At 61.8% G+C, this 22052-nt stretch carries 20 protein-coding genes; 6 read left to right on the forward strand and 14 right to left on the reverse strand.

Annotated features, from left to right (window positions below; translation table 11 throughout):
• Positions 1–44: 44 nt before the first annotated feature.
• Genes J3Q04_RS12800 through J3Q04_RS12820 form a run of 5 tightly spaced genes read left to right on the forward strand, consistent with a single transcriptional unit; the run spans position 45 to position 5611 of the window.
• Positions 45–1709, forward strand: coding sequence for an AMP-binding protein (locus J3Q04_RS12800; protein ID WP_434611460.1), 1665 nt, complete (start codon positions 45–47; stop codon positions 1707–1709).
• Positions 1710–1725: 16 nt separating this feature from the next.
• Positions 1726–2487 carry an SDR family NAD(P)-dependent oxidoreductase gene (locus J3Q04_RS12805; RefSeq protein ID WP_434564055.1) on the forward strand — a complete coding sequence of 254 codons (762 nt, stop codon included), beginning with the start codon at positions 1726–1728 and terminating at the stop codon, positions 2485–2487.
• Positions 2488–2498: 11 nt separating this feature from the next.
• Positions 2499–3686, forward strand: coding sequence for an acetyl-CoA C-acyltransferase (locus J3Q04_RS12810; RefSeq protein ID WP_434611457.1), 1188 nt, complete (start codon positions 2499–2501; stop codon positions 3684–3686).
• 9 nt (positions 3687–3695) lie between these two features.
• Positions 3696–4823, forward strand: a complete 1128-nt coding sequence (locus J3Q04_RS12815; RefSeq protein WP_420763944.1) for an acyl-CoA dehydrogenase — start codon at positions 3696–3698, stop codon at positions 4821–4823.
• A 14-nt stretch (positions 4824–4837) separates the two neighbouring features.
• Positions 4838–5611, forward strand: a complete 774-nt coding sequence (locus J3Q04_RS12820) for an enoyl-CoA hydratase (RefSeq protein ID WP_420763945.1) — start codon at positions 4838–4840, stop codon at positions 5609–5611.
• A 125-nt stretch (positions 5612–5736) separates the two neighbouring features.
• Here the strand turns inward: J3Q04_RS12820 and J3Q04_RS12825 are convergent, their stop codons facing one another.
• The 8 genes from J3Q04_RS12825 to J3Q04_RS12860 form a co-directional block, all read right to left on the reverse strand.
• Entirely contained in the window at positions 5737–6888 is a 1152-nt protein-coding gene (locus J3Q04_RS12825) for an acyl-CoA dehydrogenase family protein (RefSeq protein WP_434564054.1), read from the reverse strand.
• A gap of 2 nt (positions 6889–6890) precedes the next feature.
• Positions 6891–7997 (reverse strand): enoyl-CoA hydratase/isomerase family protein, encoded by a 1107-nt coding sequence (locus tag J3Q04_RS12830; protein WP_434564053.1) that lies wholly within the window; start codon positions 7995–7997, stop codon positions 6891–6893.
• A 133-nt stretch (positions 7998–8130) separates the two neighbouring features.
• Positions 8131–8838 (reverse strand): HPP family protein, encoded by a 708-nt coding sequence (locus J3Q04_RS12835; protein WP_434564052.1) that lies wholly within the window; start codon positions 8836–8838, stop codon positions 8131–8133.
• A 169-nt stretch (positions 8839–9007) separates the two neighbouring features.
• Positions 9008–10384, reverse strand: a complete 1377-nt coding sequence (locus tag J3Q04_RS12840) for a UDP-glucose dehydrogenase family protein (RefSeq protein ID WP_434611454.1) — start codon at positions 10382–10384, stop codon at positions 9008–9010.
• Positions 10385–10471: 87 nt separating this feature from the next.
• On the reverse strand, positions 10472–11413 hold the full coding sequence (locus J3Q04_RS12845; RefSeq protein ID WP_434611453.1) for a LysR family transcriptional regulator: 942 nt from the start codon (positions 11411–11413) through the stop codon (positions 10472–10474).
• A gap of 46 nt (positions 11414–11459) precedes the next feature.
• Positions 11460–12008, reverse strand: coding sequence for a hypothetical protein (locus J3Q04_RS12850; protein WP_434611451.1), 549 nt, complete (start codon positions 12006–12008; stop codon positions 11460–11462).
• Between the two features lie 26 nt (positions 12009–12034).
• Positions 12035–12838 carry a putative hydro-lyase gene (locus J3Q04_RS12855; RefSeq protein WP_434611449.1) on the reverse strand — a complete coding sequence of 268 codons (804 nt, stop codon included), beginning with the start codon at positions 12836–12838 and terminating at the stop codon, positions 12035–12037.
• A 101-nt stretch (positions 12839–12939) separates the two neighbouring features.
• The gene (locus J3Q04_RS12860; RefSeq protein WP_434611447.1) at positions 12940–13878 is read right to left on the reverse strand and encodes a LysR family transcriptional regulator; all 939 of its coding nucleotides are present in this window, start codon (positions 13876–13878) and stop codon (positions 12940–12942) included.
• Positions 13879–14208: 330 nt separating this feature from the next.
• Between J3Q04_RS12860 and J3Q04_RS12865 the strand changes: the two genes are divergently transcribed.
• Positions 14209–15450: an OprD family porin gene (locus tag J3Q04_RS12865; protein WP_434611445.1), complete on the forward strand. Its 1242-nt coding sequence runs from the start codon at positions 14209–14211 to the stop codon at positions 15448–15450.
• A 12-nt stretch (positions 15451–15462) separates the two neighbouring features.
• Here J3Q04_RS12865 and phnE read toward each other — a convergent pair whose 3' ends face one another.
• From phnE to J3Q04_RS12895, 6 genes are all read right to left on the reverse strand, one after another.
• On the reverse strand, positions 15463–16230 hold the full coding sequence (gene phnE, locus J3Q04_RS12870) for a phosphonate ABC transporter, permease protein PhnE (RefSeq protein WP_420763954.1): 768 nt from the start codon (positions 16228–16230) through the stop codon (positions 15463–15465).
• Entirely contained in the window at positions 16227–17054 is an 828-nt protein-coding gene (locus J3Q04_RS12875; protein WP_434611443.1) for a PhnE/PtxC family ABC transporter permease, read from the reverse strand. The genes phnE and J3Q04_RS12875 overlap by 4 nt, the downstream gene beginning before the upstream one ends.
• Positions 17048–17845, reverse strand: a complete 798-nt coding sequence (locus tag J3Q04_RS12880; protein ID WP_434611441.1) for a phosphonate ABC transporter ATP-binding protein — start codon at positions 17843–17845, stop codon at positions 17048–17050. Before J3Q04_RS12880 ends, J3Q04_RS12875 begins: the two co-directional genes overlap by 7 nt.
• On the reverse strand, positions 17842–18693 hold the full coding sequence (locus tag J3Q04_RS12885) for a putative selenate ABC transporter substrate-binding protein (RefSeq protein ID WP_434611439.1): 852 nt from the start codon (positions 18691–18693) through the stop codon (positions 17842–17844). Before J3Q04_RS12885 ends, J3Q04_RS12880 begins: the two co-directional genes overlap by 4 nt.
• 668 nt (positions 18694–19361) lie before the next feature.
• Positions 19362–20801 carry a hypothetical protein gene (locus tag J3Q04_RS12890; RefSeq protein ID WP_434611437.1) on the reverse strand — a complete coding sequence of 480 codons (1440 nt, stop codon included), beginning with the start codon at positions 20799–20801 and terminating at the stop codon, positions 19362–19364.
• A 73-nt stretch (positions 20802–20874) separates the two neighbouring features.
• On the reverse strand, positions 20875–22023 hold the full coding sequence (locus J3Q04_RS12895) for an iron-containing alcohol dehydrogenase (RefSeq protein ID WP_434564043.1): 1149 nt from the start codon (positions 22021–22023) through the stop codon (positions 20875–20877).
• Positions 22024–22052: the final 29 nt, after the last annotated feature.

Here is a 22052-nt window from a genome sequence, read left to right on the forward strand (position 1 = left end):
TCACGGTTCCCCCCACCAATAAAAAGTACAGAGGGATTCTGGTCATGCGCGATTATTCGTCCGCCACGTCGCAGTTCGATTACCTGAACACCGTCAATGCCTCGTTGCACGGCTCGCTCGAAGCGCTCAATGCCTGCGTCGAATGCTGCGACAGGCACACCTTGCCGGGGCGCATCGCCTTGTTTTGGGAGGGCCGTGACGGCAGTGACGCGACCTGGACTTACCGTGACCTGCAGGACAACGCGGCGCGCTTCGCCAATTTCCTGCGCGCCCAGGGCGTCGGCAAGGGTGACAGGGTGGCCGGCCTGTTGCCGCGCACTGCCGAATTACTGATCGTGGTGCTCGCCACCTGGCGCATCGGCGCGGTGTACCAGCCGCTGTTCACCGCGTTCGGCCCGAAAGCCATCGAACACCGCCTCGGCAGCTCCGGGGCACGGGTTGTGGTCACTGACGCCGTCAACCGTCCAAAACTCACTGAGGTTGCCGATTGCCCCATCGTCGTCACGGTCGGCGGGAAAAAGGGCGAGGGCATCGTTCGTGGCGATTTCAGCTTCTGGGCCGAAGTCGCCAATCAGCCCAACCAGTGCGAACCCCTGATGCTGACTGGCGAAGACCCGTTCCTGCTGATGTTCACCTCCGGCACCACCGGCCCGGCCAAGGCGTTGTCGGTGCCGCTCAAGGCGATCGTGGCGTTCCAGAGCTACATGCGCGACGCCGTTGACCTGCGCCCCGAAGACGCGTTCTGGAACGTTGCCGATCCCGGCTGGGCCTACGGCATCTATTTTGGCGTGACCGGGCCTTTGGCGATGGGGCATCCGATCACGTTCTACGACGGCCCGTTCACCCTGGACAGCACCTGCCGGGTCATCAATAAATACGGCATCACCAACCTCGCGGGCTCGCCAACGGCCTATCGCCTGCTGATCGCTGGCGGCGAGCAGTTCGCCCGCTCAATCAAAGGCAAGCTGCGCATCGTCAGCAGCGCCGGCGAGCCGCTGAATCCGGAAGTGATCCGCTGGTTCGCCGACAACCTGGACGTGGTGATCCACGACCATTACGGCCAGACTGAACTGGGCATGGTGCTGTGCAATCACCACGGCCTCAAGCATCCGGTGCACCAGGGCGCCGCGGGTTTTGCCTCGCCGGGCCATCGCATCGTGGTGCTGGATGAAAGCCATCAGGAGTTGGGCGTCGGCCAACCGGGCATTCTTGCGGTCGACCGTAGCCAGTCACCCATGTGTTGGTTCGCCGGCTACCAGGGCGGGCCGACCAAGGCCTTCGTCGGCGATTATTACCTGAGTGGCGACACCGTCGAGTTCAATCCGGACGGCAGCATCAGCTTCGTCGGGCGCAGCGATGACGTGATCACCACGTCCGGCTATCGCGTTGGCCCGTTCGATGTGGAAAGCGCGTTGATCGAGCATCCGGCGGTGGTCGAAGCTGCCGTGGTCGGCAAGCCCGATCCGGAACGTACCGAGCTGGTCAAAGCCTTTGTGGTGCTCAGCGCCCAGTACCGCGCCGCGCCAGAGCTGGCCGAAGAACTGCGGCTGCACGTGCGCAAGCGCCTCGCTGCCCATGCGTATCCGCGAGAGATCGAATTTGTCAGCGACTTGCCGAAAACCCCAAGCGGCAAATTGCAGCGCTTTATCTTGCGCAACCAGGAAATCGCCAAAGCTCAAGAGACTGCGGCGAAGAACGTTTCAGCTTGAATCCAAGGAAACCATGATGCAGATCGACAACAAGATATTCCTCGTCAGCGGTGGCGCTTCCGGCCTCGGCGCGGCCACCGGTGAAATGCTGGTCAAGGCCGGCGCCAAGGTGATGCTGCTGGACCTCAACGCCGACGCCGTGGCCGCCCAGGCGCAAAAGCTTGGCTGCCAGAGCGTGGTCGCGGACATCAGCAACGAAGCAGCCGCCGAAGCGGCGGTCAAGGCCACGGTCGATGCGTTTGGTGGCCTCAACGGCTTGGTCAACTGTGCAGGGATCGTGCGCGGCGAGAAGATCCTCGGCAAGAACGGTCCTCACGCCCTCGCCAGTTTCAGCCAGGTGATCAACGTCAACCTGATCGGCAGTTTCAACCTGTTGCGCCTGGCCGCTGCGGCCATTGCCGAAACCGAAGCCAACGCCGACGGCGAGCGCGGTGTGATCATCAATACCGCGTCGGTGGCGGCCTTCGACGGCCAGATCGGCCAGGCAGCCTATGCCGCATCCAAGGGCGCGATCGCCAGCCTGACTCTGCCGGCCGCCCGTGAGCTGGCACGCTTCGGCATTCGTGTGATGACCATCGCGCCGGGCATTTTCGAAACCCCGATGATGGCCGGCATGACCCCGGAAGTGCGCGACTCCCTGGCCGCCGGCGTGCCGTTCCCGCCGCGCCTGGGCAAACCCGCCGAGTACGCGGCGCTGGTCCGGCATATCATTGAAAACAGCATGCTCAACGGCGAGGTGATCCGTCTCGACGGCGCCTTGCGCATGGCCGCCAAATAGGAGGATTTGTCATGTCCCATGATCCAATTGTCATCGTCAGCGCTGTCCGCACCCCGATGGGCGGCTTCCAGGGCGAACTCAAAAGTCTGACCGCGCCGCAGCTGGGTTCCGCCGCCATCAAGGCTGCCGTGGAGCGTGCCGGCATCGCACCGGACGCGGTCGAAGAAGTGTTGTTCGGGTGTGTGCTCGCCGCAGGCCAAGGCCAGGCGCCGGCACGGCAGGCAGCCCTCGGCGCCGGGCTCGACAAATCGACCCGTTGCACCACACTCAACAAGATGTGCGGTTCGGGCATGGAAGCAGCGATCCTCGCCCATGACATGCTCGTCGCCGGCAGCGCCGACGTCGTGGTGGCGGGCGGCATGGAAAGCATGTCCAACGCCCCGTATCTGCTGGACCGTGCTCGCGCCGGCTTGCGCATGGGCCACGGCAAGGTGCTGGACCACATGTTCCTCGACGGCCTCGAAGATGCCTACGACAAGGGGCGCCTGATGGGCACCTTTGCCGAAGACTGCGCCGAGGCCAACGGCTACAGCCGTGAGGCCCAGGATGCCTTCGCCATCGCGTCCACCACCCGCGCGCAACAGGCAATCGAGGATGGCAGTTTCGATGCCGAAATCGTGCCGTTGCAGGTCATGGTCGGCAAGGAACAGGTCACCGTTCGCCACGACGAGCAACCGCCCAAGGCACGCATCGACAAGATCCCCACGCTCAAACCGGCGTTCCGCGAAGGCGGTAGCGTGACGGCGGCCAACTCCAGCTCGATTTCCGATGGCGCCGCAGCCTTGGTGATGATGCGCCAGAGCCAGGCGCAACAGCGCGGCTTGAAACCTTTGGCGGTCATCCATGGCCATGCGGCCTTTGCCGACGCCCCGGGCCTGTTTCCCACGGCGCCGATTGGCGCGGTCAAGAAGCTGATGGGCAAGACTGGCTGGTCGCTGGACGAGGTTGATCTGTTCGAAGTCAACGAAGCTTTTGCCGTGGTGGGCGTGGTAACGATGGACAAGCTGGAAATCCCCCATGACAAGGTCAACGTCCATGGGGGCGCCTGCGCCTTGGGCCATCCGATCGGTGCATCCGGCGCACGGATCCTGGTGACCTTGTTGTCGGCCCTGCGCCAGAAGGGCCTCAAGCGCGGCGTCGCGGCCATCTGCATCGGCGGCGGCGAAGCCACGGCCATGGCCGTTGAATGCCTGTACTAAGGAACTGCCATGCTCCCGACTGAAGAACAGACACAAATCCGCGACATGGCTCGGCAATTCGCCCAAGAGCGTTTGAAACCGTTCTCGGCTGAATGGGACCGCGAGCATCGTTTTCCCAAGGAGGCCATTGGTGAAATGGCCGAGCTGGGCTTTTTCGGCATGTTGGTGCCGGAACAGTGGGGCGGCTGCGACACCGGTTACCTGGCCTACGCGATGACGCTGGAAGAAATCGCCGCCGGCGACGGCGCGTGCTCGACCATCATGAGTGTGCACAACTCGGTGGGTTGCGTGCCGATCCTGAAATTCGGCACTGACGAGCAGAAAGCCAGGTTCCTCACACCCCTGGCCAGCGGCACGATGCTCGGCGCCTTTGCCCTGACCGAGCCTCAGGCCGGCTCCGACGCCAGCAGCTTGAAGACCAGGGCGCGGTTGGAGGGCGACCATTACGTGCTCAACGGCAGCAAGCAGTTCATCACGTCCGGGCAGAACGCTGGGGTGGTCATCGTGTTTGCGGTCACCGATCCGAGCGCCGGCAAGCGCGGTATCAGTGCTTTCATCGTGCCCACCGACTCGCCGGGCTACAGCGTGGCGCGGGTCGAAGACAAACTCGGCCAGCACGCCTCCGACACTTGCCAGATCCTCTTCGAAGACCTGAAGGTGCCCGTCGCCAATCGCCTGGGAGAAGAGGGCGAGGGCTACAAGATCGCCCTGGCGAACCTGGAAGGCGGGCGGGTTGGCATTGCCGCGCAGTCGGTGGGCATGGCCCGCGCGGCATTCGAAGCGGCGCGCGACTATGCCCGTGAGCGCCAGAGTTTCGGCAAACCGATTATCGAACATCAGGCCGTGGCGTTCCGCCTGGCCGACATGGCGACTCAGATCGCCGTGGCACGGCAGATGGTTCATCATGCCGCAGCCCTGCGCGATGGCGGCCAGCCGGCGCTGGTGGAAGCATCCATGGCCAAACTGTTCGCCTCGGAAATGGCCGAGAAGGTCTGCTCCATGGCGCTGCAAACCCTGGGCGGCTACGGTTACCTCAACGATTTCCCGCTGGAGCGCATCTACCGCGACGTGCGGGTCTGCCAGATTTACGAAGGCACCAGCGATATCCAGCGCATGGTCATTTCGCGCAATCTTTGAACAAGGAATCCTGCATGAATTACGAAACGATTTTGTTGGAGATCAAGGACCGCGTCGGCCTGATCACGCTAAACCGTCCTCAGGCGCTGAATGCGCTCAATGCGCAGATTGTCAGCGAGCTGAACCAGGCGCTGGACAGCCTGGAGGCGGACCCGCAGATCGGTTGCATCGTGCTGACCGGCTCGAAAAAAGCCTTCGCCGCCGGCGCCGACATCAAAGAGATGGCCGAGCTGACCTACCCGCAAATCTATTTGGACGATCTGTTCAGCGACAGCGACCGCGTTGCCAATCGCCGAAAGCCGATCATTGCGGCGGTGAACGGTTTTGCCTTGGGCGGCGGGTGTGAATTGGCGTTGATGTGCGACTTCATCCTGGCGGGTGACAACGCCAAGTTCGGCCAGCCGGAAATCAACCTCGGCGTGCTGCCGGGCATGGGCGGCACCCAGCGTCTGACCCGCGCCGTGGGCAAGGCCAAGGCTATGGAAATGTGCCTCACAGGGCGTTTTATCGATGCGGTCGAGGCCGAGCGTTGCGGCATCGTTGCGCGGATCGTGCCGGCTGATGAGCTGCTGGACGATGCAATGAAGACGGCGGCACTGATCGCCTCCAAGTCCGTGCCTATCAGCATGATGATCAAGGAAAGCGTCAACCGCGCTTTTGAAGTCAGCCTGTCCGAAGGCGTGCGTTTCGAGCGGCGGGTATTCCACGCCGCGTTTGCGACACAGGACCAGAAGGAAGGCATGGCGGCGTTCGTGGCCAAGCGTGCGGCGGCGTTCCAGGACAAGTAAGGCGGCGTTCCGACTGACCCCATCGCGAGCTAGCTCGCCCCCACAGTGGATCTGGGGTGTACGCGCTATTGCGTACGCCTCCAAACCCTGTGGGAGCGAGCTAGCTCGCGATGTTTTTCCCGCCGTTACGCCAGGTAGTGCTTGAGTTCGCGGGCAATGACCATGCGTTGTATTTCGCTAGATCCTTCGTAGATCTGGGTAATCCGCGCATCCCGGTAGTAGCGCTCCACCGGATAATCCTCCAGATACCCGTACCCCCCATGGATCTGTATCGCCGACGAGCAGACTTTCTCGGCCATTTCCGAAGCAAACAGCTTGGCTTGCGACGCTTCCGACAAGCACGGTTTGCCAGCGCTGCGCAGGCGCGCGGCGTGGAGGATCAGCAGGCGGGCGGCGTTCAGGCGGGTGTGCATGTCGGCCAGCAGGTTGGCGATGCTCTGGTGCTCTATGATTGGCTTGTCGAACTGCACACGATCGCGGGAATAGGCCAGGGCCGCTTCAAACGCTGCGCGGGCGATGCCTAGTGCCTGGGCGGCAATGCCGATGCGACCGCCTTCGAGGTTGGAGAGCGCAATGGCCAGGCCTTTGCCTCGGGCACCCAGCAGATTGGCCTCGGGGACGGTGCAGTTGCTCAATGTCACCGCGCAGGTGTCGGAAGCGCGAATGCCCATTTTGTGTTCGGAGCGATCGACGTTGAAGCCCGGGGTATCGGTCGGCACCAGGAACGCCGAGATGCCTTTCTTGCCCAGGTCCGGGTCGGTCACAGCGAAGACGATCGCCAGCTTCGCCCGTTTGCCATTGCTGACGAACTGCTTCGCGCCGTTGATCACCCATTGGCCGTCCCGCAGCTCGGCGCGGGTGCGCAGGTTGTGGGCTTCGGAGCCGGCCTGGGGTTCGGTCAGGCAAAAGCAGCCAATCGCCTGGCCGCTGGCAAGATCCGCCAGCCACGTCTGCTTCTGCTCATCGGTGCCGAAATTGAGGACCGGCCCGCAACCCACCGAGTTATGAATGCTCATCAATGCGCCCGTGGCACCGTCGCCAGCGGAGATTTCTTCCACGGCGAGGGCGTAGGCCACGTAATCGACATAGGTGCCGCCCCATTCCTCCGGCACGACCATGCCCAGCAGGCCCAACTCGCCCATCTTCGCCACCAGGCCGTCGTCGATCCATCCGGCTTTCTCCCAGGCCTGAGCGTGGGGCGCGATTTCACCGCGGGCGAAGTCACGGGCCATGTCGCGGATCATCACTTGTTCTTCGGTCAGCTCGAGGTCTTGCATGATCAATTCCCGTGGTAGTCGAGACCGTCGAAGAAACTCGCCACGACCGAGGCGTCCAGCGCCTCCAGGGTCGGCGGGTTCCAGCGCGGGCGCTTGTCTTTATCGATCAGCAAGGCGCGTACGCCTTCGATCAGGTCACCGCGCTCGAACCACTGGCGGTCCAGGTGCAGCTCGAGGGCGAAACAGTCTTCCAGGCTCAAGTGACGGCCGCGACGCAACATTTCCAGGGTCACCGCCATGGCCAACGGCGAGCGGGTTTCCAGCAGATTGGCGGTTTCCATCGCCCAATCATGGCTGTTGGCAACCGTGACCTGACGCAACTGCTCGACCATGCTCGGCACATCGGGCAGAGCGAAGAAATGGTCGATGACGGACCGCAAATCGGCGAGGGGCGGTGCAGGTAGCTGTTGAACCGCCATTTTTGCCAGCAGGCTTTGCAAGTCCTTGAGTGGGGTATCGCGCCACTCCAGTCGATCGAGACGCTCATCGAGCTGGGCAAGCTTGCGGCTATCGAGGTACCAGTCGGCGAGCCCACAGTACAACGCGTCGGCGGCGCGGATGTGCACACCACTGACGCCCAGGTAGATCCCCAGCTCACCGGGAATGCGCGGCAGGAAATAACTGCCGCCCACGTCCGGGAAATAACCGATGGACACTTCAGGCATGCCCAGGCGAGTGCGCTCGGTCACTACCCGCAGGTCGGCGCCTTGCGCCAGGCCCATGCCGCCGCCCAGCACGAAACCGTCCAACAGGGCCAGAATGGGCTTGCGATAGTGGTGGATGGTCAAGTCGAGGGCGTATTCCTCGACGAAGAAGTCTTCATGCAGGGTATCGCCCTGCTTGTGGCTGTCGTACAGCGAGCGGATATCACCGCCGGCACAGAACGCCTTGTCGCCGGCACCGCGAAGGACCACCGCGCGAATCTGCGCATCCTGCGCCCAGGCATCGAGTTGCTGTTGCATGCTGCGCACCATGCCCAAGGTAAGGGCATTGAGGCCGGCGGGGCGGTTCAGGGTCAAGTGGCCAATGTGGTTGCGGACTTCGAACAGCACCTCGTATGGCGCGGTCTCGACGCCGTCCGCAGCTTGGGATGAAACCTGAGCTGTCATCGCTAACTCCCTGCTTTTATTGTCTTTATAAATAATGTCGCGCGTACCCGGTCGGGATCGTAACAGTGCAAATTTGCATTGCACAACCGGGATACGTGCAGGTCCTGTCTGCATATTTATAGCAGCCACAGGCTCAACCGCGACCCGACAGCACCTCCGTGATGCTGCGGCGCTTGGCATGGCGCTCGCTGGCGTGGATCAATTGTTCGAGATCCTCGGGAGTTACGTCGAAGAATGCTTCCATTTCCTCGAGCGCAAGCTTCAAGTCTTCGGCGGTGATGGCCTGGCGATCCACGGGCGGGTGGTCGGCCGGAATGGCGGCGACCGGCTCGCTGGCGCGCTTGGGGTAGCGTACGCGCGTCAGGTTGTTGTAGGCCAATGCGAAGGCGAGCAGACCGGAGCCGGCCAGCATCGAAGCGCCAAGCGCCTGCCAATCCAGGGCAATGATCGAATGATCCGCCAGCACCAGCGTGGCCGCCAGGGCCCCCGCCGGCGGGTGCAGGCAACGCAGCCAGCACATCAGAACCAGCGCCATGCCCGCCGCCAGGCAAGCGCTGCCCAGTGTTCGGCCGAGCACATGGGCGACCAGCAACGCCACGACTGAAGCACAGAGGTAACCGCCAAAAATCGACCAAGGCTGGGCCAGGGCGCCCGACGACACGGCGAACAGCAATACCGCCGAGGCCCCGAGAGGGCCGATCAGGTGTTGCGCCACTTCGAGGCCAAACACCTGGCCGCAGAGCCAGACACTGAACATTGTTCCTAAAGCCATGCCGATCGCGGCACGGCTCCATTCGGTGGGACGGGTATTGATAGCAGCGGGGAACCAGCGAGAAAACATTAAGCGGAGATCCAAAAAGCCAACAAAAAAAGGGGCTTACGGGAGAATCCCAGAAAGCCCTTTAAGTGTTCCAACATTTGGGGGAGGAACGGAGCACAGTGTGCCGCTCGGCTCTCTTGCTTACAAATTCATATTAATGCTGGTTGAGTTCATTTATTTTGCAGTTTGATCAAGCGCTTCTGGCTTGTAACCAAGGCTGGTGGGCAATGGGCAAGCTGCATGACTGTCCGCGGCCCATCGGGAGATAGACGAAACCTCTGTCCGCCATGCGTTCCGGTTCATAGAGGTTTCGCCCATCAAAAATCACCGGTGCGTTCAGGCGCTGCCGGATCAGCTGGAAATCGGGGGCCTTGAACGACTGCCATTCGGTGCAGATGATCAACGCATCGGCGCCGGCCAGGACTGACTCTGGCGTTCCCATCAGCATCAGTTTCGGCTCGTTGGGGTAGAGCAGCTGGGTCTGTTGCATTGCTTCGGGGTCAAACGCGCGGACGTTGGCCCCAGCCGCCCACAACGCTTCCAGGAGCATGCGACTGGGGGCGTCGCGCATGTCGTCGGTGTTGGGCTTGAAGGCCAGGCCCCACAGGGCAAAGGTCTTGCCGTGCAAGTCGCCCTGGTAGTAAGCATTGATGCGTTCGAACAGTTTGTGTTTCTGCCGCAGATTGATGGACTCCACCGCCTGCAGCAGGTCACTGGCGCAATGGGCTAGCTGCGCTGTATGGATCAAGGCCCGCATGTCTTTAGGGAAGCACGAACCGCCGTAGCCGCAACCGGGATAAATGAAGTGATAGCCGATGCGCGAGTCAGCCCCTATGCCCTGGCGCACCGACTCGATGTCGGCACCGAGGTGTTCGGCCAGTTCGGCGATCTGGTTGATGAAGCTGATCTTGGTTGCCAGCATGCCGTTGGCCGCGTATTTGGTGAGCTCGGCGCTGCGCACGTCCATGAACAGGATCCGGTCGTGGTTGCGGTTGAATGGCGCATACAGCTCGCGCATGGTTTCCCGGACTTCTTCACGCTCACAGCCGATCACAATGCGATCGGGACGCCGGCAATCGGAGACCGCGGAGCCCTCCTTGAGAAATTCGGGATTGGACACGACATCGAATTGCAGCAGGCGCCCGGCCTTGAGCAGGCACTTATCGATGTGGGCGCGCAGGATATCGCCAGTGCCCACCGGCACGGTGGACTTTTCCACCACCACCAGCGGCTGTTCGCCGTAGCGGGCAACGGCTTCAGCGACGGCGAGGACTTGGCGTAAGTCCGCCGAGCCGTCTTCCCTGGACGGCGTGCCGACGGCGATGAACACGACCTGCCCATGCCGGACGGCCATTTGTTCGTCGCTGGTAAAACGCAAGCGCCCGGCATCGAGCCCCTCGCGCACCAGCGTCGCCAGGCCGGGTTCGAAAATACTCACCTGACCCTGGCGCAGGTTCTCGATCTTTTGCTCGTCGATGTCCATGCACACCACGTCATGACCGACCTCGGCCAACACGACGGCTTGCACCAATCCAACGTAACCACTGCCGAACACGCTGATCTTCATGGCGAACTCCCTGGACCATCCCGAGCGGCCGCACCCAGCGGTACACCGCGGTGCGCTCGTTTCAGGATAGGGCGGGGATGTTGCAGTTCACTGACAGCCTGCCGGGGCAGGGTCCGCCGCCAGCCGGTATCGGGCAGGCAGTTGCGCGCTGAATTCTTCAACCACCTCCCGGGTCTGGGTGACGATGTCTTCGACCCGTTCCATGCCCGCGCCGGTGCGCCAGCTGGCGACCACGTCCATCACCGAGGGCAGCGGCACGCCATCCACCAGCCTCAACGTGCCCTGGGCCAGTTCGCCTTGAACCAGCGCCGCGGGCATGGCGCCGATGCCAAAGCCGTCGCGCACCAGCCGCGTGATGGCCGACGCCGAATTCACGCAATTGATGCGCGGCGAGACGATATTGGCCGAGTGCAGCAGGTTGAGGACGTCCTGGTGCGGACGCGAGTTGCGCGAAAAGGTCACGATGCGCTCCTGGGATAATTCTTCCAGCGAAGCATAATCGCGGTCATAGGCGGAGCCGGTGCGCACCACCCAATGCATCGGATAACGGGTCAAAAGCGTATTGCGCACGCTGTCCAGGCGCAGGATGTCGGTTTGGAAGATGATGTCCTGATAGCCTTTTTCCAGCTGCGAGCACAGGTTGCTCGCGGTATCGGCCGACAACTCGATTTCCAGGGCCGGGTAGCATTCCATCAGCCGTGTCACCAACGGGCTGAGCCAGGTATGGATCACCGTGTCCATCGCGCCGATGCGGATCCGACCGCGCACCTGACGGGGATCCTTGATCACCGCCTTCATGCTTTGCATGGTTTCCATGATGCGCTCGGCATATTCGAGTACCCGCAGGCCTTCGGATGTCAGCGACACGCCCTTGGGATCGCGGACGAACAAGCGCACGCCCATTTCATCTTCAAGGGCCGCGATACGGCTGGAAATCGACGCCTGAGTGGTGAAGAGCTTTTCCGCCGTCAGCCGGAAGCTTTTCAAGCGGGCGACCCAGACGAAGGTTTCCAGGAACTTGATATTCATGTCGGGCAGCTCCTTGAAACGAAGAGGCAGGGAAATCCAAGGGCGATCAAACCGTTCGATCATGCCTGACTGACAGGTATTGGATCACGTCTTCAAGCGCGCTTGAATCCGGCACCGCATCCATGGCGTCATCAACGCTGCACCACGGGTACGCCAAACGCGACACCCAGGCCATGACTGCCGATAGATCGTCTGCAGGCAAGGTTTTCATGTGTGCAATGGTGATGGTGAGTCCCTCAGCCAACCATGACTGGGGCCTGAATCGCCAGTCATACCGGCCACACCCGACCCGGACTTCACCGCTGTGCTTGTCCGCCATGGCGACCATCCAACGGCACTGTAGCGTCTCGGCGTTGGACGCAGGAGGAGCGTCCAGGCAAAACGTGTAGACGTTCTCGAAGGTCTGGTTGAAACGGCTCACCAGCACATCACCGATGGCGCCACGGCCTTGGACATGATCGGGGAATGAAATGGATCCGGTGCATACCACCATGTCCAGGGTCGCGTCATTGGTAAACGCCTGGTCCAGCAGGTGGGGGCGGTTGCCGTCCTTGGCGCGGATGTACTGCTCGATCGATCGTCGCGGGCTGTTCATCAAATCTCCGTCTCCGGGTCGATACATCACAATGCGCTGTTCCATAGATCGGTGACCAGCATGCAACCCGGCGCGTGAGTGATACACAGCGGCGGACGCGACGCCTGGACCACCGATTGCGGCGTCACGCCACAGGCCCAGAATACCGGTATTTCATCGCTTTCGACCGGTACCGCATCGCCGTAGTCCGGCGTTTCCAGGGACTCAATGCCGATCTGCGATGGATCGCCAATGTGTACCGGGGCGCCATGGACGCCGGGCATGCGCCCGGTGATCTGGATCGCCTGGATCGCCGCCGCCGCTTTCATCGGGCGCATGCTCACGACCATTTTGCCCGACAGTCGCGCGGTGGGGCGTGTGTCGATGTTGGTGCGGAACATGGCGACGTTGCGACCCAGGTCGATGTGCCTCATCCGAATGCCGGCCTCAAGCAACGGTTGCTCGAAAGAAAACGAACAGCCGAGGGCGAAAGTCACCAGGTCATCGCGCCAAAGGTGTTCGATGTCCGAAGGTTCCTCACTTATCTCTCCGTGGTGAAAGACCCGGTAGCTTGGGACCTCGTGGCGGATGTCGATGGGAGCGCCCAGGTTGCGCAGGAAGGGGTCACCCGGTTCCGTCACGTCCAGCACCGGACAAGCCTGACGGTTGAGCGTGCAGTAGCGCAGGAACTCGTCGGCCCAGTCTCCCGGCAGGATCACGATATTGGCTTGGACCCGACCCTGGCCCAGGCCGCTGGTATGGCCGTGGTATTGCCCGGCGGCGATTTTCTGACGCAAGGCTTGCGGTGAACACTGCTGCAGTTGCTCGAGGGACAGGGCTGATGGACTCATCGCAGGGGCTCCGTTGGGTTCTTTTTCTGAGTGAGTCCTTTTTAGAAAATCCCGGCGATGGCGTCCAACAAGGAAAATTGCTACCCCCTGACAAGTAAAAGTTATTCGACCGTCGACAGCCCCGGTGCCGCGACCATGCGTTGCGGTCCGACGTCCGTGGCGTACTGGCAGACCACTTGGCGGCTCATGTGCACGATGCTTTCGATCAGTTCGAGCCCCACGCCGGCCCGCCACGATGCGACGACATCGAGCTGGGGAAGGGGCGCGCCCGGTTCCAGCTGGATCAACTCGCCACGGGCCAGCGGCTTGGTCACCAGCGCCGCGGGCAGCGCACCAATGCCGAAACCGTCGCGTATCAGTCGCGTCATCGCCGATACCGAATTGACGCAACTGACCCTCGGCGTACCGACGCCATGGGCATACAGCAGGTTGAGCACATCCTGGTGAGGCCGTGAATGCTTGACGAAAGTGATGATGCGCTCGCTCGCCATTTCCGCCAGCGAGGCGTAGGGCCGGGCGTAAATCGATTGGCTGGCGGCGATCCAGTGCATCGGGTAATGCCCCAGCTCGAGATTGCGCACGCTTTCGTGGCGGACCAGGTCGGTCTGGAAGGCGATGTCCAGGTAACCTTTTTGCAGCTGCTCACAAAGATTTCGCGCCGCGTCGGCGGTAATTTCGATCTCCACGGCGGGAAACGCCTGCATCAGCATCGACATCAACGGGCTCAGCCAGGTGTGAATCACCGTGTCCATCACACCGATGCGCACCAGGCCTTGCTGTGGGGTTCTGTTGTCCAGGGACTGCTTCAACTCGCGCTGAACGTCGAGCATTCGCTCGGCATATTCAAGGACCTTGGTGCCTTCCGGGGTCAATGACACGCCCCGTGAATCACGCACGAACAGGCGCAGGCCCAGCTCGTCTTCCAACGAGGCGATCCGACTGGAAATCGCGGCCTGGGTGCTGAACATCTTTTCGGCGGTCAGGCTGAAGCTTTGCAGGCGAGCGACCCAGACGAAGGTTTCGAGAAACTTGAGGTTCATGGTGGCTCTCTTGGCGTTTATCGTTCTTATCGTTGCAATTGTTACTCCAGATAGGGCTTCGGCGCGCATCAAATTTTCTTATGTACGCGCCTGGGTTTTTCCCGTTTGACGCTGTATCGCGCCACTGCGAAGAATCCGCCCCGTGGCGAGGGAGCTTGCTCGCTCAAGCGCGCAGCGCTCACCGTGAATGGGGCCGCTGCGCCCGAGGCGTCGGACCGGCGCAGCGGGAGCAAGCTCACTCGCCACAGTATCCGCACTGCCCCAAATAATAAGCGAGGCGCGTACGCCGTCCCCGAAGGGATCGTTCGCGCTCACAAAAAGGAGCACGCCATGCCCTGTTTCATCGATACCCACTGGAGCCGTTCGCCCATTGGTCCCTTGCTCGGCCTGGGCCTGATCGGCGCGCCGGTGGCCCATGCCGATTGCATTGGCGACAGCAAGGCCAGCCTGGAAGCTCGCAATTTTTATTTCAACCGCGATTTCAGGCAGGAGGGCGCTCGGGACAAGGCCGAGGAATGGGCGCAAGGGTTCTTGTTGCGCCTGGAGTCGGGGTACACGGCCGGCACCGTGGGTTTTGGTCTCGACGCCTTGGCCATGGCCGGCATCAAGCTGGACTCGGGCGGCGGGACGGCGGGTACCAATCTTTTGCCGGCGGACCTGTCCGGCGGCTCCCAGGACCGCTACGGCGAAGTCGGGCTCACCGCGAAAATGCGCATGTCCAACAGCACGCTGAAAGCCGGGACGCTGCAGATCAAGGACCCGGTGGTGAATTCCAACGACACGCGCCTATTGCCGAGCACCTTCAAGGGCGGACTGTTGAACGTGCAGGAAATCGACCGCCTCAAGCTCACCGCCGGGCAGCTCTCCCAGATCAATTTCGTCGATTCCACCGACTATCAAGACATGACCGCCAATCGCATCGGCGGCACCAGCGACAGGTTCCAGTTCGCCGGGGCGGACTACCAGCTTCTGCCCAATCTCACCGCGCAGTACCGCTACGGCAAGCTCGAGGATATCTACCAGCAGAACTACCTCGGCTTCGTCCACACCCTGGACCTGGGCGATGGCCAGTCACTGAAAAGCGACGTGCGTTACTCGCGCAGCACCGAGGACGGCAGTTTCCGCGGGATCGATAACCAAGCGTTCGGCGCACTGTTCACCTACAGCCTCGCTGGCCACGGGTTCGGGCTGGGCTATCAGCGCATGAGCGGCGACGATCCGTTCCCCTACATCTCCCGCAGCGATCCTTATCTGGTCAACTTCGTGCAGATCGGCGACTTCGCCAACACCGACGAACGCTCCTGGCAAGCCCGCTACGACTACAACTTCGCCGCCCTCGGTGTGCCGGGCCTGACATTCATGACCCGCTACATCAGTGGCGACAACGTGCAACGCAGCGCGCCAGGGGAGGGCCAGGAATGGGAGCGCAACACCGACATTGCCTATGTGATCCAGGACGGCACATTGAAAGGGCTGGGTTTCAAATGGCGCAATGCAACGGTGCGTTCGAACTTCGGCAATGACCTGGATGAGAACCGTTTGATCGTCAGCTATACGATGGCGTTGTGGTGAATCCCCAGGCCGTCAAGCCTTGACCCAACGCTGACGGCTCCAACTGCTCAACGTATCGACGGTGAAGACCAGCAGCAACATCGCCAGGATCACCGTGCTGCCTTGCGCCTCCTGGAACAGGCTGAGGCTGACGTAGAGCATCTGGCCAAGGCCGCCGGCGCCGACGAACCCTAGCACGCTGGCCATGCGGATGTTGTTTTCCCAGCGGTACAAGGTGTAGGCCAACAGTTGCGGCATCAGGTTGGGCAGCGTGCCGTAGCAGAACGCCCAGAGGGCGCTGGCCCCTTGCAGGCGGAGGGCATCGGCGGGTTGCGACGGAGTGTTTTCCAAGGCTTCGGCAAACAATCGACCGAGCACGCCGACGGTGTGCAGGGCGAGCGCCAGCGTACCGGCGTTGGGGCCAAGCCCGGCGGCAAGCACCATCAGCGCGGCCCATACCAGCTCCGGCACCGCGCGCAAGGCGTTCAACAACAGGCGCGACACGCTCTGCAACGGCCAGCCAAGGCGCCCGGCGGCGGGCAGCGCCAAGGCCAAACCCAGCACTGCCGCGAGCAGTGTGCCAAGGGCGGACATGGCGATGGTTTCCAGCGCGCCATGGCCGATCGCCTTGAGGTAGGTCGGGCTCAGGTCAGGGGTCAGGAAACGCTGGGCATAAGCGGCCATTTGCTTGAGATTCGAGTGATCGCCAAGGGCGTCCAGGTCGATACCCAGATAGACGAACGAGGCAACCACGGCCGCGCCGATGCACAGCAGCAACAGCGCGTTGAGCAGGCGACTCATGCCAACCTCCAGCGCAGCACGCGACTGAGCTGGTCGGCGAGCAGCACCAATATCAGGAAAGTCAGCAGCAGGCTGGCGACTTCACCGCCGGCGAACATGCGCAACGACAGGTCCATCTGTTGGCCCAGTCCACCAGCGCCGACGAAGCCCATCACCACCGAGGCGCGGATGGCGCATTCCCAGCGGTACACGGTGTACGACAGCAGCTCGGCGGCGACGTTGGGCAAGATGCCGTAGCAGAAGGCGGCGAGCCGACCGCTTCCGGCTTGCATCAGCGCGTGCGCGGGGCGTTGGTCAACCGACTCGAAGATTTCCGCGTAGACCTTGCCCAGCATGCCGCTGTAGGTGATGGCGATGGCCAATACCCCGGCGGTGGGGCCAAGACCGACGGCCCGGACGAAGAGCAACGCCCAGACGATCTCCGGCACGCTGCGCAGGAAGATGAGCAGGCCACGGACCGGCCAACGCAGCCACTGACCCCAAAGGCCAGGCCTGCCTGCGCGGTACGCGGCGGACAACGACAGCGCCCGGCTGGCGACCAGGCTCGCGGGCACCGCCAACAGCAGTGCCAAGGCCATGCCGGCGGTAGCGATGGCGAGCGTCTGCAGTGTGGCTTGCAGCAGCAATTCGACAAACGTTTCGTCATGGGCCGGCGGCCAGAACGCGGCGGCGAACCGGCCCATCTCGCTTTGGCTATCGCTGGCCAGCAGCACACCCAGGTCCAATTCGCTGAAATGGATACCCGGCCACAGCAGGGCAATGGCCAGCAGGCCAAGGAACAGGCGAGGGAGGGCGGCGGGGTCCCGAGCGTCACGCGTCAGCATCGGGGAATCTGCACGCTCGACGGCGGCGGTGGGCTCGACAGCGACTCCAGTTGCTCATTGGCATAAAGTGCATCGAGCTGCTTGCGATCAACCGCTTCGGTCGGCAAGTCGAAGAGAATCTGGCCGTCACGCAAACCAATGATTCGCGAGAAATGCGCAAGCGCCAGGTCCACCGCATGCAGACTGGTCACCAGGGTGACGTGCTGCTCCCGGGCATGCTGGCAGAGCACCGAGAGCGTGTGCTCGGCGAGCACCGGGTCCATCGCCGATACCGGTTCATCCGCCAGCAACACCTCCGGCGCCTGGTAAAGCACGCGGGCGATGCCGACGCGTTGCAGCTGCCCGCCGGACAATTGCTGGCATTGCACGAACAGTTTTTCCCCCAGGTCCAGACGGGCCAAGGCTGCCCGAGCCCCGGGGATATCCAGCGGATGGAACAGGTTCAGCAGGCTTTTGCCGATACCCCATTGCCCCAGCTTGCCAGCCAGTACTGCGGTGACCACACGTTGGCGCGGGGGCAGGGGAGGCGCTTGATGAATCAAGCCAATGCGCGCACGCAGGCGTTGGCGCTGGCGCGCCGACAGCTGCCAGGCCCGCTCGCCCAGCACTTTTACTTCACCGTTGGCTGGCCGCAGCGCGGTAGCAAGGACGTTGAGCAGGCTGGACTTGCCAGCGCCGGACGGGCCGATGATCGCGACCTGTTCCCCTGCGCGCAGGTGCAGGTCCACGCCGCGCAACGCCTGGGCGCCGTTGGCGTGGATGACGCTGGCCTGGGTCAAACGCAATGTCATTTGAGCAGGTCAGCGGCGCGTGCGGCTTCTTCGATGCCCTTGTAGTTCTCGGGCTTGGTTTCGATGAAGCGGCTGGCGGCTTGCAAATCAAGGATCTCCTTGTCCTTTGGGTTCGCCGGATCAAGCGCCAGGAACGCGGCCTTGATCTTGCCGGCCACCGCCGGGTCGAGGGTCCCGCGCACCGTCCAGTTGTAGTCGAAATACGCTGGGGTGGTGGCGAAGACCTTGACCTTGCTGGTGTCGACCTTGCCGGCGGCCACCAGTTTTTCCCAGACGCTGGCGTTGAGCACGCCGGCATCGACCTTGCCGGCCTGAACCCACGCCGCCGTCGCGTCATGGGCACCGGAGTAGGCCACGCGGCTGAAGTAGATTTCCGGCTTGATGCCATCCTGGAGCATGAAGTAACGCGGCATCAGGCTGCCGGAAGTAGACGAAACAGAGCCAAAGGCAAAGGTCTTGCCATTCAGGTCGCGCAGGGATTTGACGGCCGGGTTGGCACTGATGAATTTACTGGTGAACTGCGCGTCCTGCTCACGTTGCACCAATGGAATGGCGTTGCCGGTCTTCAGGCGAGCCTGGACGAAAGTAAAACCGCCCAGCCAGGCCATGTCGATGCGGTCGGTGGCCAATGCCTCGACCACCGCGGGATAGTCGCTCACCGGTACGAACTCGACCTTCATGCCGATCTGCTGCTCCAGGTAAGCCCCCAGCGGCTTGAACTTGCGCAGCAATTCGGTCGGCGCTTCGTCGGGAATCGCGCTGACTTTCAGGGTGTCGGCGGCCTGCGCCAGGACAGAACTCAGGGTCAGGGTGAAACCGACGGCCAAGGCCAGGGAACGCTTGAGCATGGAAATCTCCGGTGCGTGAAAGCAAAAAGGTTCAATCACCTGGCATTCTTGCCGGGCGCGTTGTGAGGGTAGACGAATGGGGGCGATTTTGATCGTTTCCGGTGATCAGGTAAATGGCTATAGTCGCTTGCTACATCCTGTTGCGTCAGAGCGAATAACGCAGGCCGAGCATGACCGATGGGGCTTCGTACTGTGGACCGAGCAGATCCATGTGCCGACCAGTGCGGGTCATGTGTCGTCGAAAATCCTGACTGTTCAAGTCCGCAGTCCTTGCAATGCTGCTCATTACAGTTGCTGTCCGGTTGCATGACGCTGTGACCGTTCATGCTCAGTGTGAACGTGCTGAGGTGACAATCGTGGCTTCAAATCTGTCTGCCCACGCCCCAGGTAGCTCCATACGAAGGTTCACATAATGTATATTATGTTAAACAAGATGTTTACGTATCCGCTCCCTTCCTGTTGTCCACTTCCAGTAACCCCGCTTCTCGAAAATCAGAAGATTGACCCACATTCATAATCCACCTCTCGACATCGGCGCTCACTAACGGCTTGGACTGTTTCCGGCTCACACGCTCGCTACCAGAATTTTCCTAACGTCCAAGCGAGGGATGCCGGGCCGGAGCTTTGCAGCTGCGGCCCGGCTGATATCGACGGACACGTCGCCCAGGTTAAAGCACATTCTCCGTTGCAACCCGCCTGATCGCGGGGGCCGACCCGACATCTCTGACAGGGTTGCCGCCCGGCGCCTTCAGGTCCTTGGCAAACGTCCCATCCACCTCCCCCTTGAAAAAGTTCTTGCCGTAGATCAGCAAGCACAACACAACGCCAATTCCAAATGCCCAGCTCGCGCCTTTGATCGCGAGCACCGCGCCAATCACGCCCGCGATGCCCAGGTCACGCTGGCTTCGGGCTTCGAGAATGCCCAGGCGTACGCTAACGTACCCTTGGATCAGCAGCGTCAGTGACAAGGCGACACCGAGAATCGGCTGTACCAGCGTGACGACCGGCAACAACAGCAGACCGCTGTTGGTACCCCAGCGGAACGACCCGACGCCGCCAATGATCGACTTCATTGCCTTCGGTCCACCTTTGAAACGCTCGATCACGACCACCAGCATCGCGGCCCATTTTGGCCCGCACATGGCGACATCGGGACCAAAGATGCTCATGAACGCGTTGCGCGCGCCGAAGATCAGGTGAGCGCGATCGGCGTTGTAGTCGACGACTTCGTCGGTGCGCACGGTTTCTGCCTCATCAAGGAGCGATTTGGCGCTGAGCACGTCGCCGAACACGATGATGTAGGCCGCCAGCATGGTTGGCAACGCTGAGATGAACATGGAGACTGGCGGCATGCCCAGACCGAAGACGGTGTAGTCATTCCACAATCCGGCAAAGTCCGGTTGGCTGATTCCCCACTGAATCGTCGGCCATGGCGCCTCACCAAACAACGGTGCAATCACCACCGCCAGCAGGATGATCGGCAGGATGCCGAGCTTGGCGAAGTTCCACCAGAAGCGGTTGCGTTGCTTGAGCTCGTTGAAGTGCTGGGAAAAGATCAGGTAGAAGGCTATGCCCACCGCAATGGAGATGGTCCAGGGCAGTACATTGAATTTCCCGCCCACCTGGAACACCGCGATCACGGCACTCAAGCCAGCCCCGACGATGATGCCGGACTTGATTGCCGAGGGCACGAATTCCACAACCTTTTTCGCCATTCCAGTCGCCCCCAGGGCAATTGAAAATACGCCAAGCATCAGTTGGAAGGCTATCAAGGCATGGACACGCTCCGGGCCCATTGGGAACTGCGCGCAGTAAGCCATCAACAGAGGAACCGCCGGCGTGATCCAGCCAGGAACGGTCGGGTCACCGAGCAAATGGTGCGCCAGGTAAAGCAAGCCGTTGAGCATCACCACGGCAAGCGCGACTTCGAAAGGCATGCCCAGCAGTTCGGTCATCAGCGGGATCGCGGCCAGGTCCACGGCACACATCAACAAGCCTTGGAGGTAGTCTGGAAGTTCGATCTTGTAATGGAGAAACGGCAACCGGACCTTGAAAGGACCGAGCGGGATGTATGGACTTTCGCCCCGCTGCGCAGGAGTGTCAGACATTGGGTTCACCTGTGTTATTGGTCTTGTAGTGGCGGGCGCAGGCTCTGGGAAACCGGAGCCATGGCTTTATGGATCAGTAGGCGGCGCGATAGATCTTCTCGATATCGGCGGCCGTCAGCTTGCGCGGGTTGTTGCGCATCAAACGGTCGATCTTGCTGGCCTCCTCCGCCATCGCTGGGATGGCCTCCTCGGGCACGTTGAAACTGCGCAGCCCGGAGGGAATATCAACGCCAGCACACAGATCCGCCATGGCTTTCACAGCCTGGTCCGCAGCGTCCCTGTCGCTCAGGTTCGCGACGCGCACGTCCATGGCTTCGGCGATGTCACGGAAACGCTCGACGCAAGCTGTCTTGTTCCACTCCATTACGTACGGCAGCAGCAAGGCGTTGCTGACGCCATGGGCAATGTTGAACCGTCCGCCGAGCGGGTACGCCAGCGCATGCACCGCCCCTACCCCCGCGTTGCCAAACGCCATGCCGGCCATCAGGCTCGCAGTGGCCATGTCTTCCCGGGCTTGCAGGTTGGTTGGGTTGGCATAAGCCTTCGGCAGCGCCTTGCTGATCAACTTGATCGCACCGAGCGCGATGGCATCGGTGATTGGCGAAGCGTTGACTGAAAGATAGGACTCGACCGCATGCACCAGCGCATCGACGCCACTGGCCGCCGTCACACTGCGTGGGCAGGTCAACGTCATGGTCGGACTGACCAGCGCCACGTCCGGTAGCAGGTAGTCACTGACGATGCCTTTTTTCAGCTGTGCTTGCTTGTCGGAGAAAATCGCGACGTTGGTCACTTCCGAACCTGTGCCGGCAGTTGTCGGGATAGCAATCAAGGGCGGGCCCTTGCGTTTCACCAAATCGACACCGAACAGTTCCGTCAGCGGACCTGCATGACCGGCATACGCCGCGACGCCCTTGGCAATATCGATGGCACTGCCGCCACCCACCGCAATCAATCCGTCGTGTCCACCCTCGCGATAGGCGCGAGTGCACTCCTCCACGATGGCCACCTCAGGCTCCGGTTTGACCTGGTCGAAAACGCCGTAGTGACGATCACCGAGTTGCGCCAGCGCCAGGTCCACAGTGCCGGAGTTCACCAGGACGGTGTCCGTGACGATCAGTGGGTTCTTGATCTCAAGGCGCGTCAGCTCAGCGCAAAGCTGCTCGATTGCGCCGGGTCCGGTGATTAATTTATTGGCGATTTTGAAAGAAGAAATGTTCATCGGGCTCGTCCAGTTGATGTTGTTTTATG

It is taken from the genome of Pseudomonas sp. D4-21 (genome assembly GCF_051132125.1).
Classification (GTDB): domain Bacteria; phylum Pseudomonadota; class Gammaproteobacteria; order Pseudomonadales; family Pseudomonadaceae; genus Aquipseudomonas.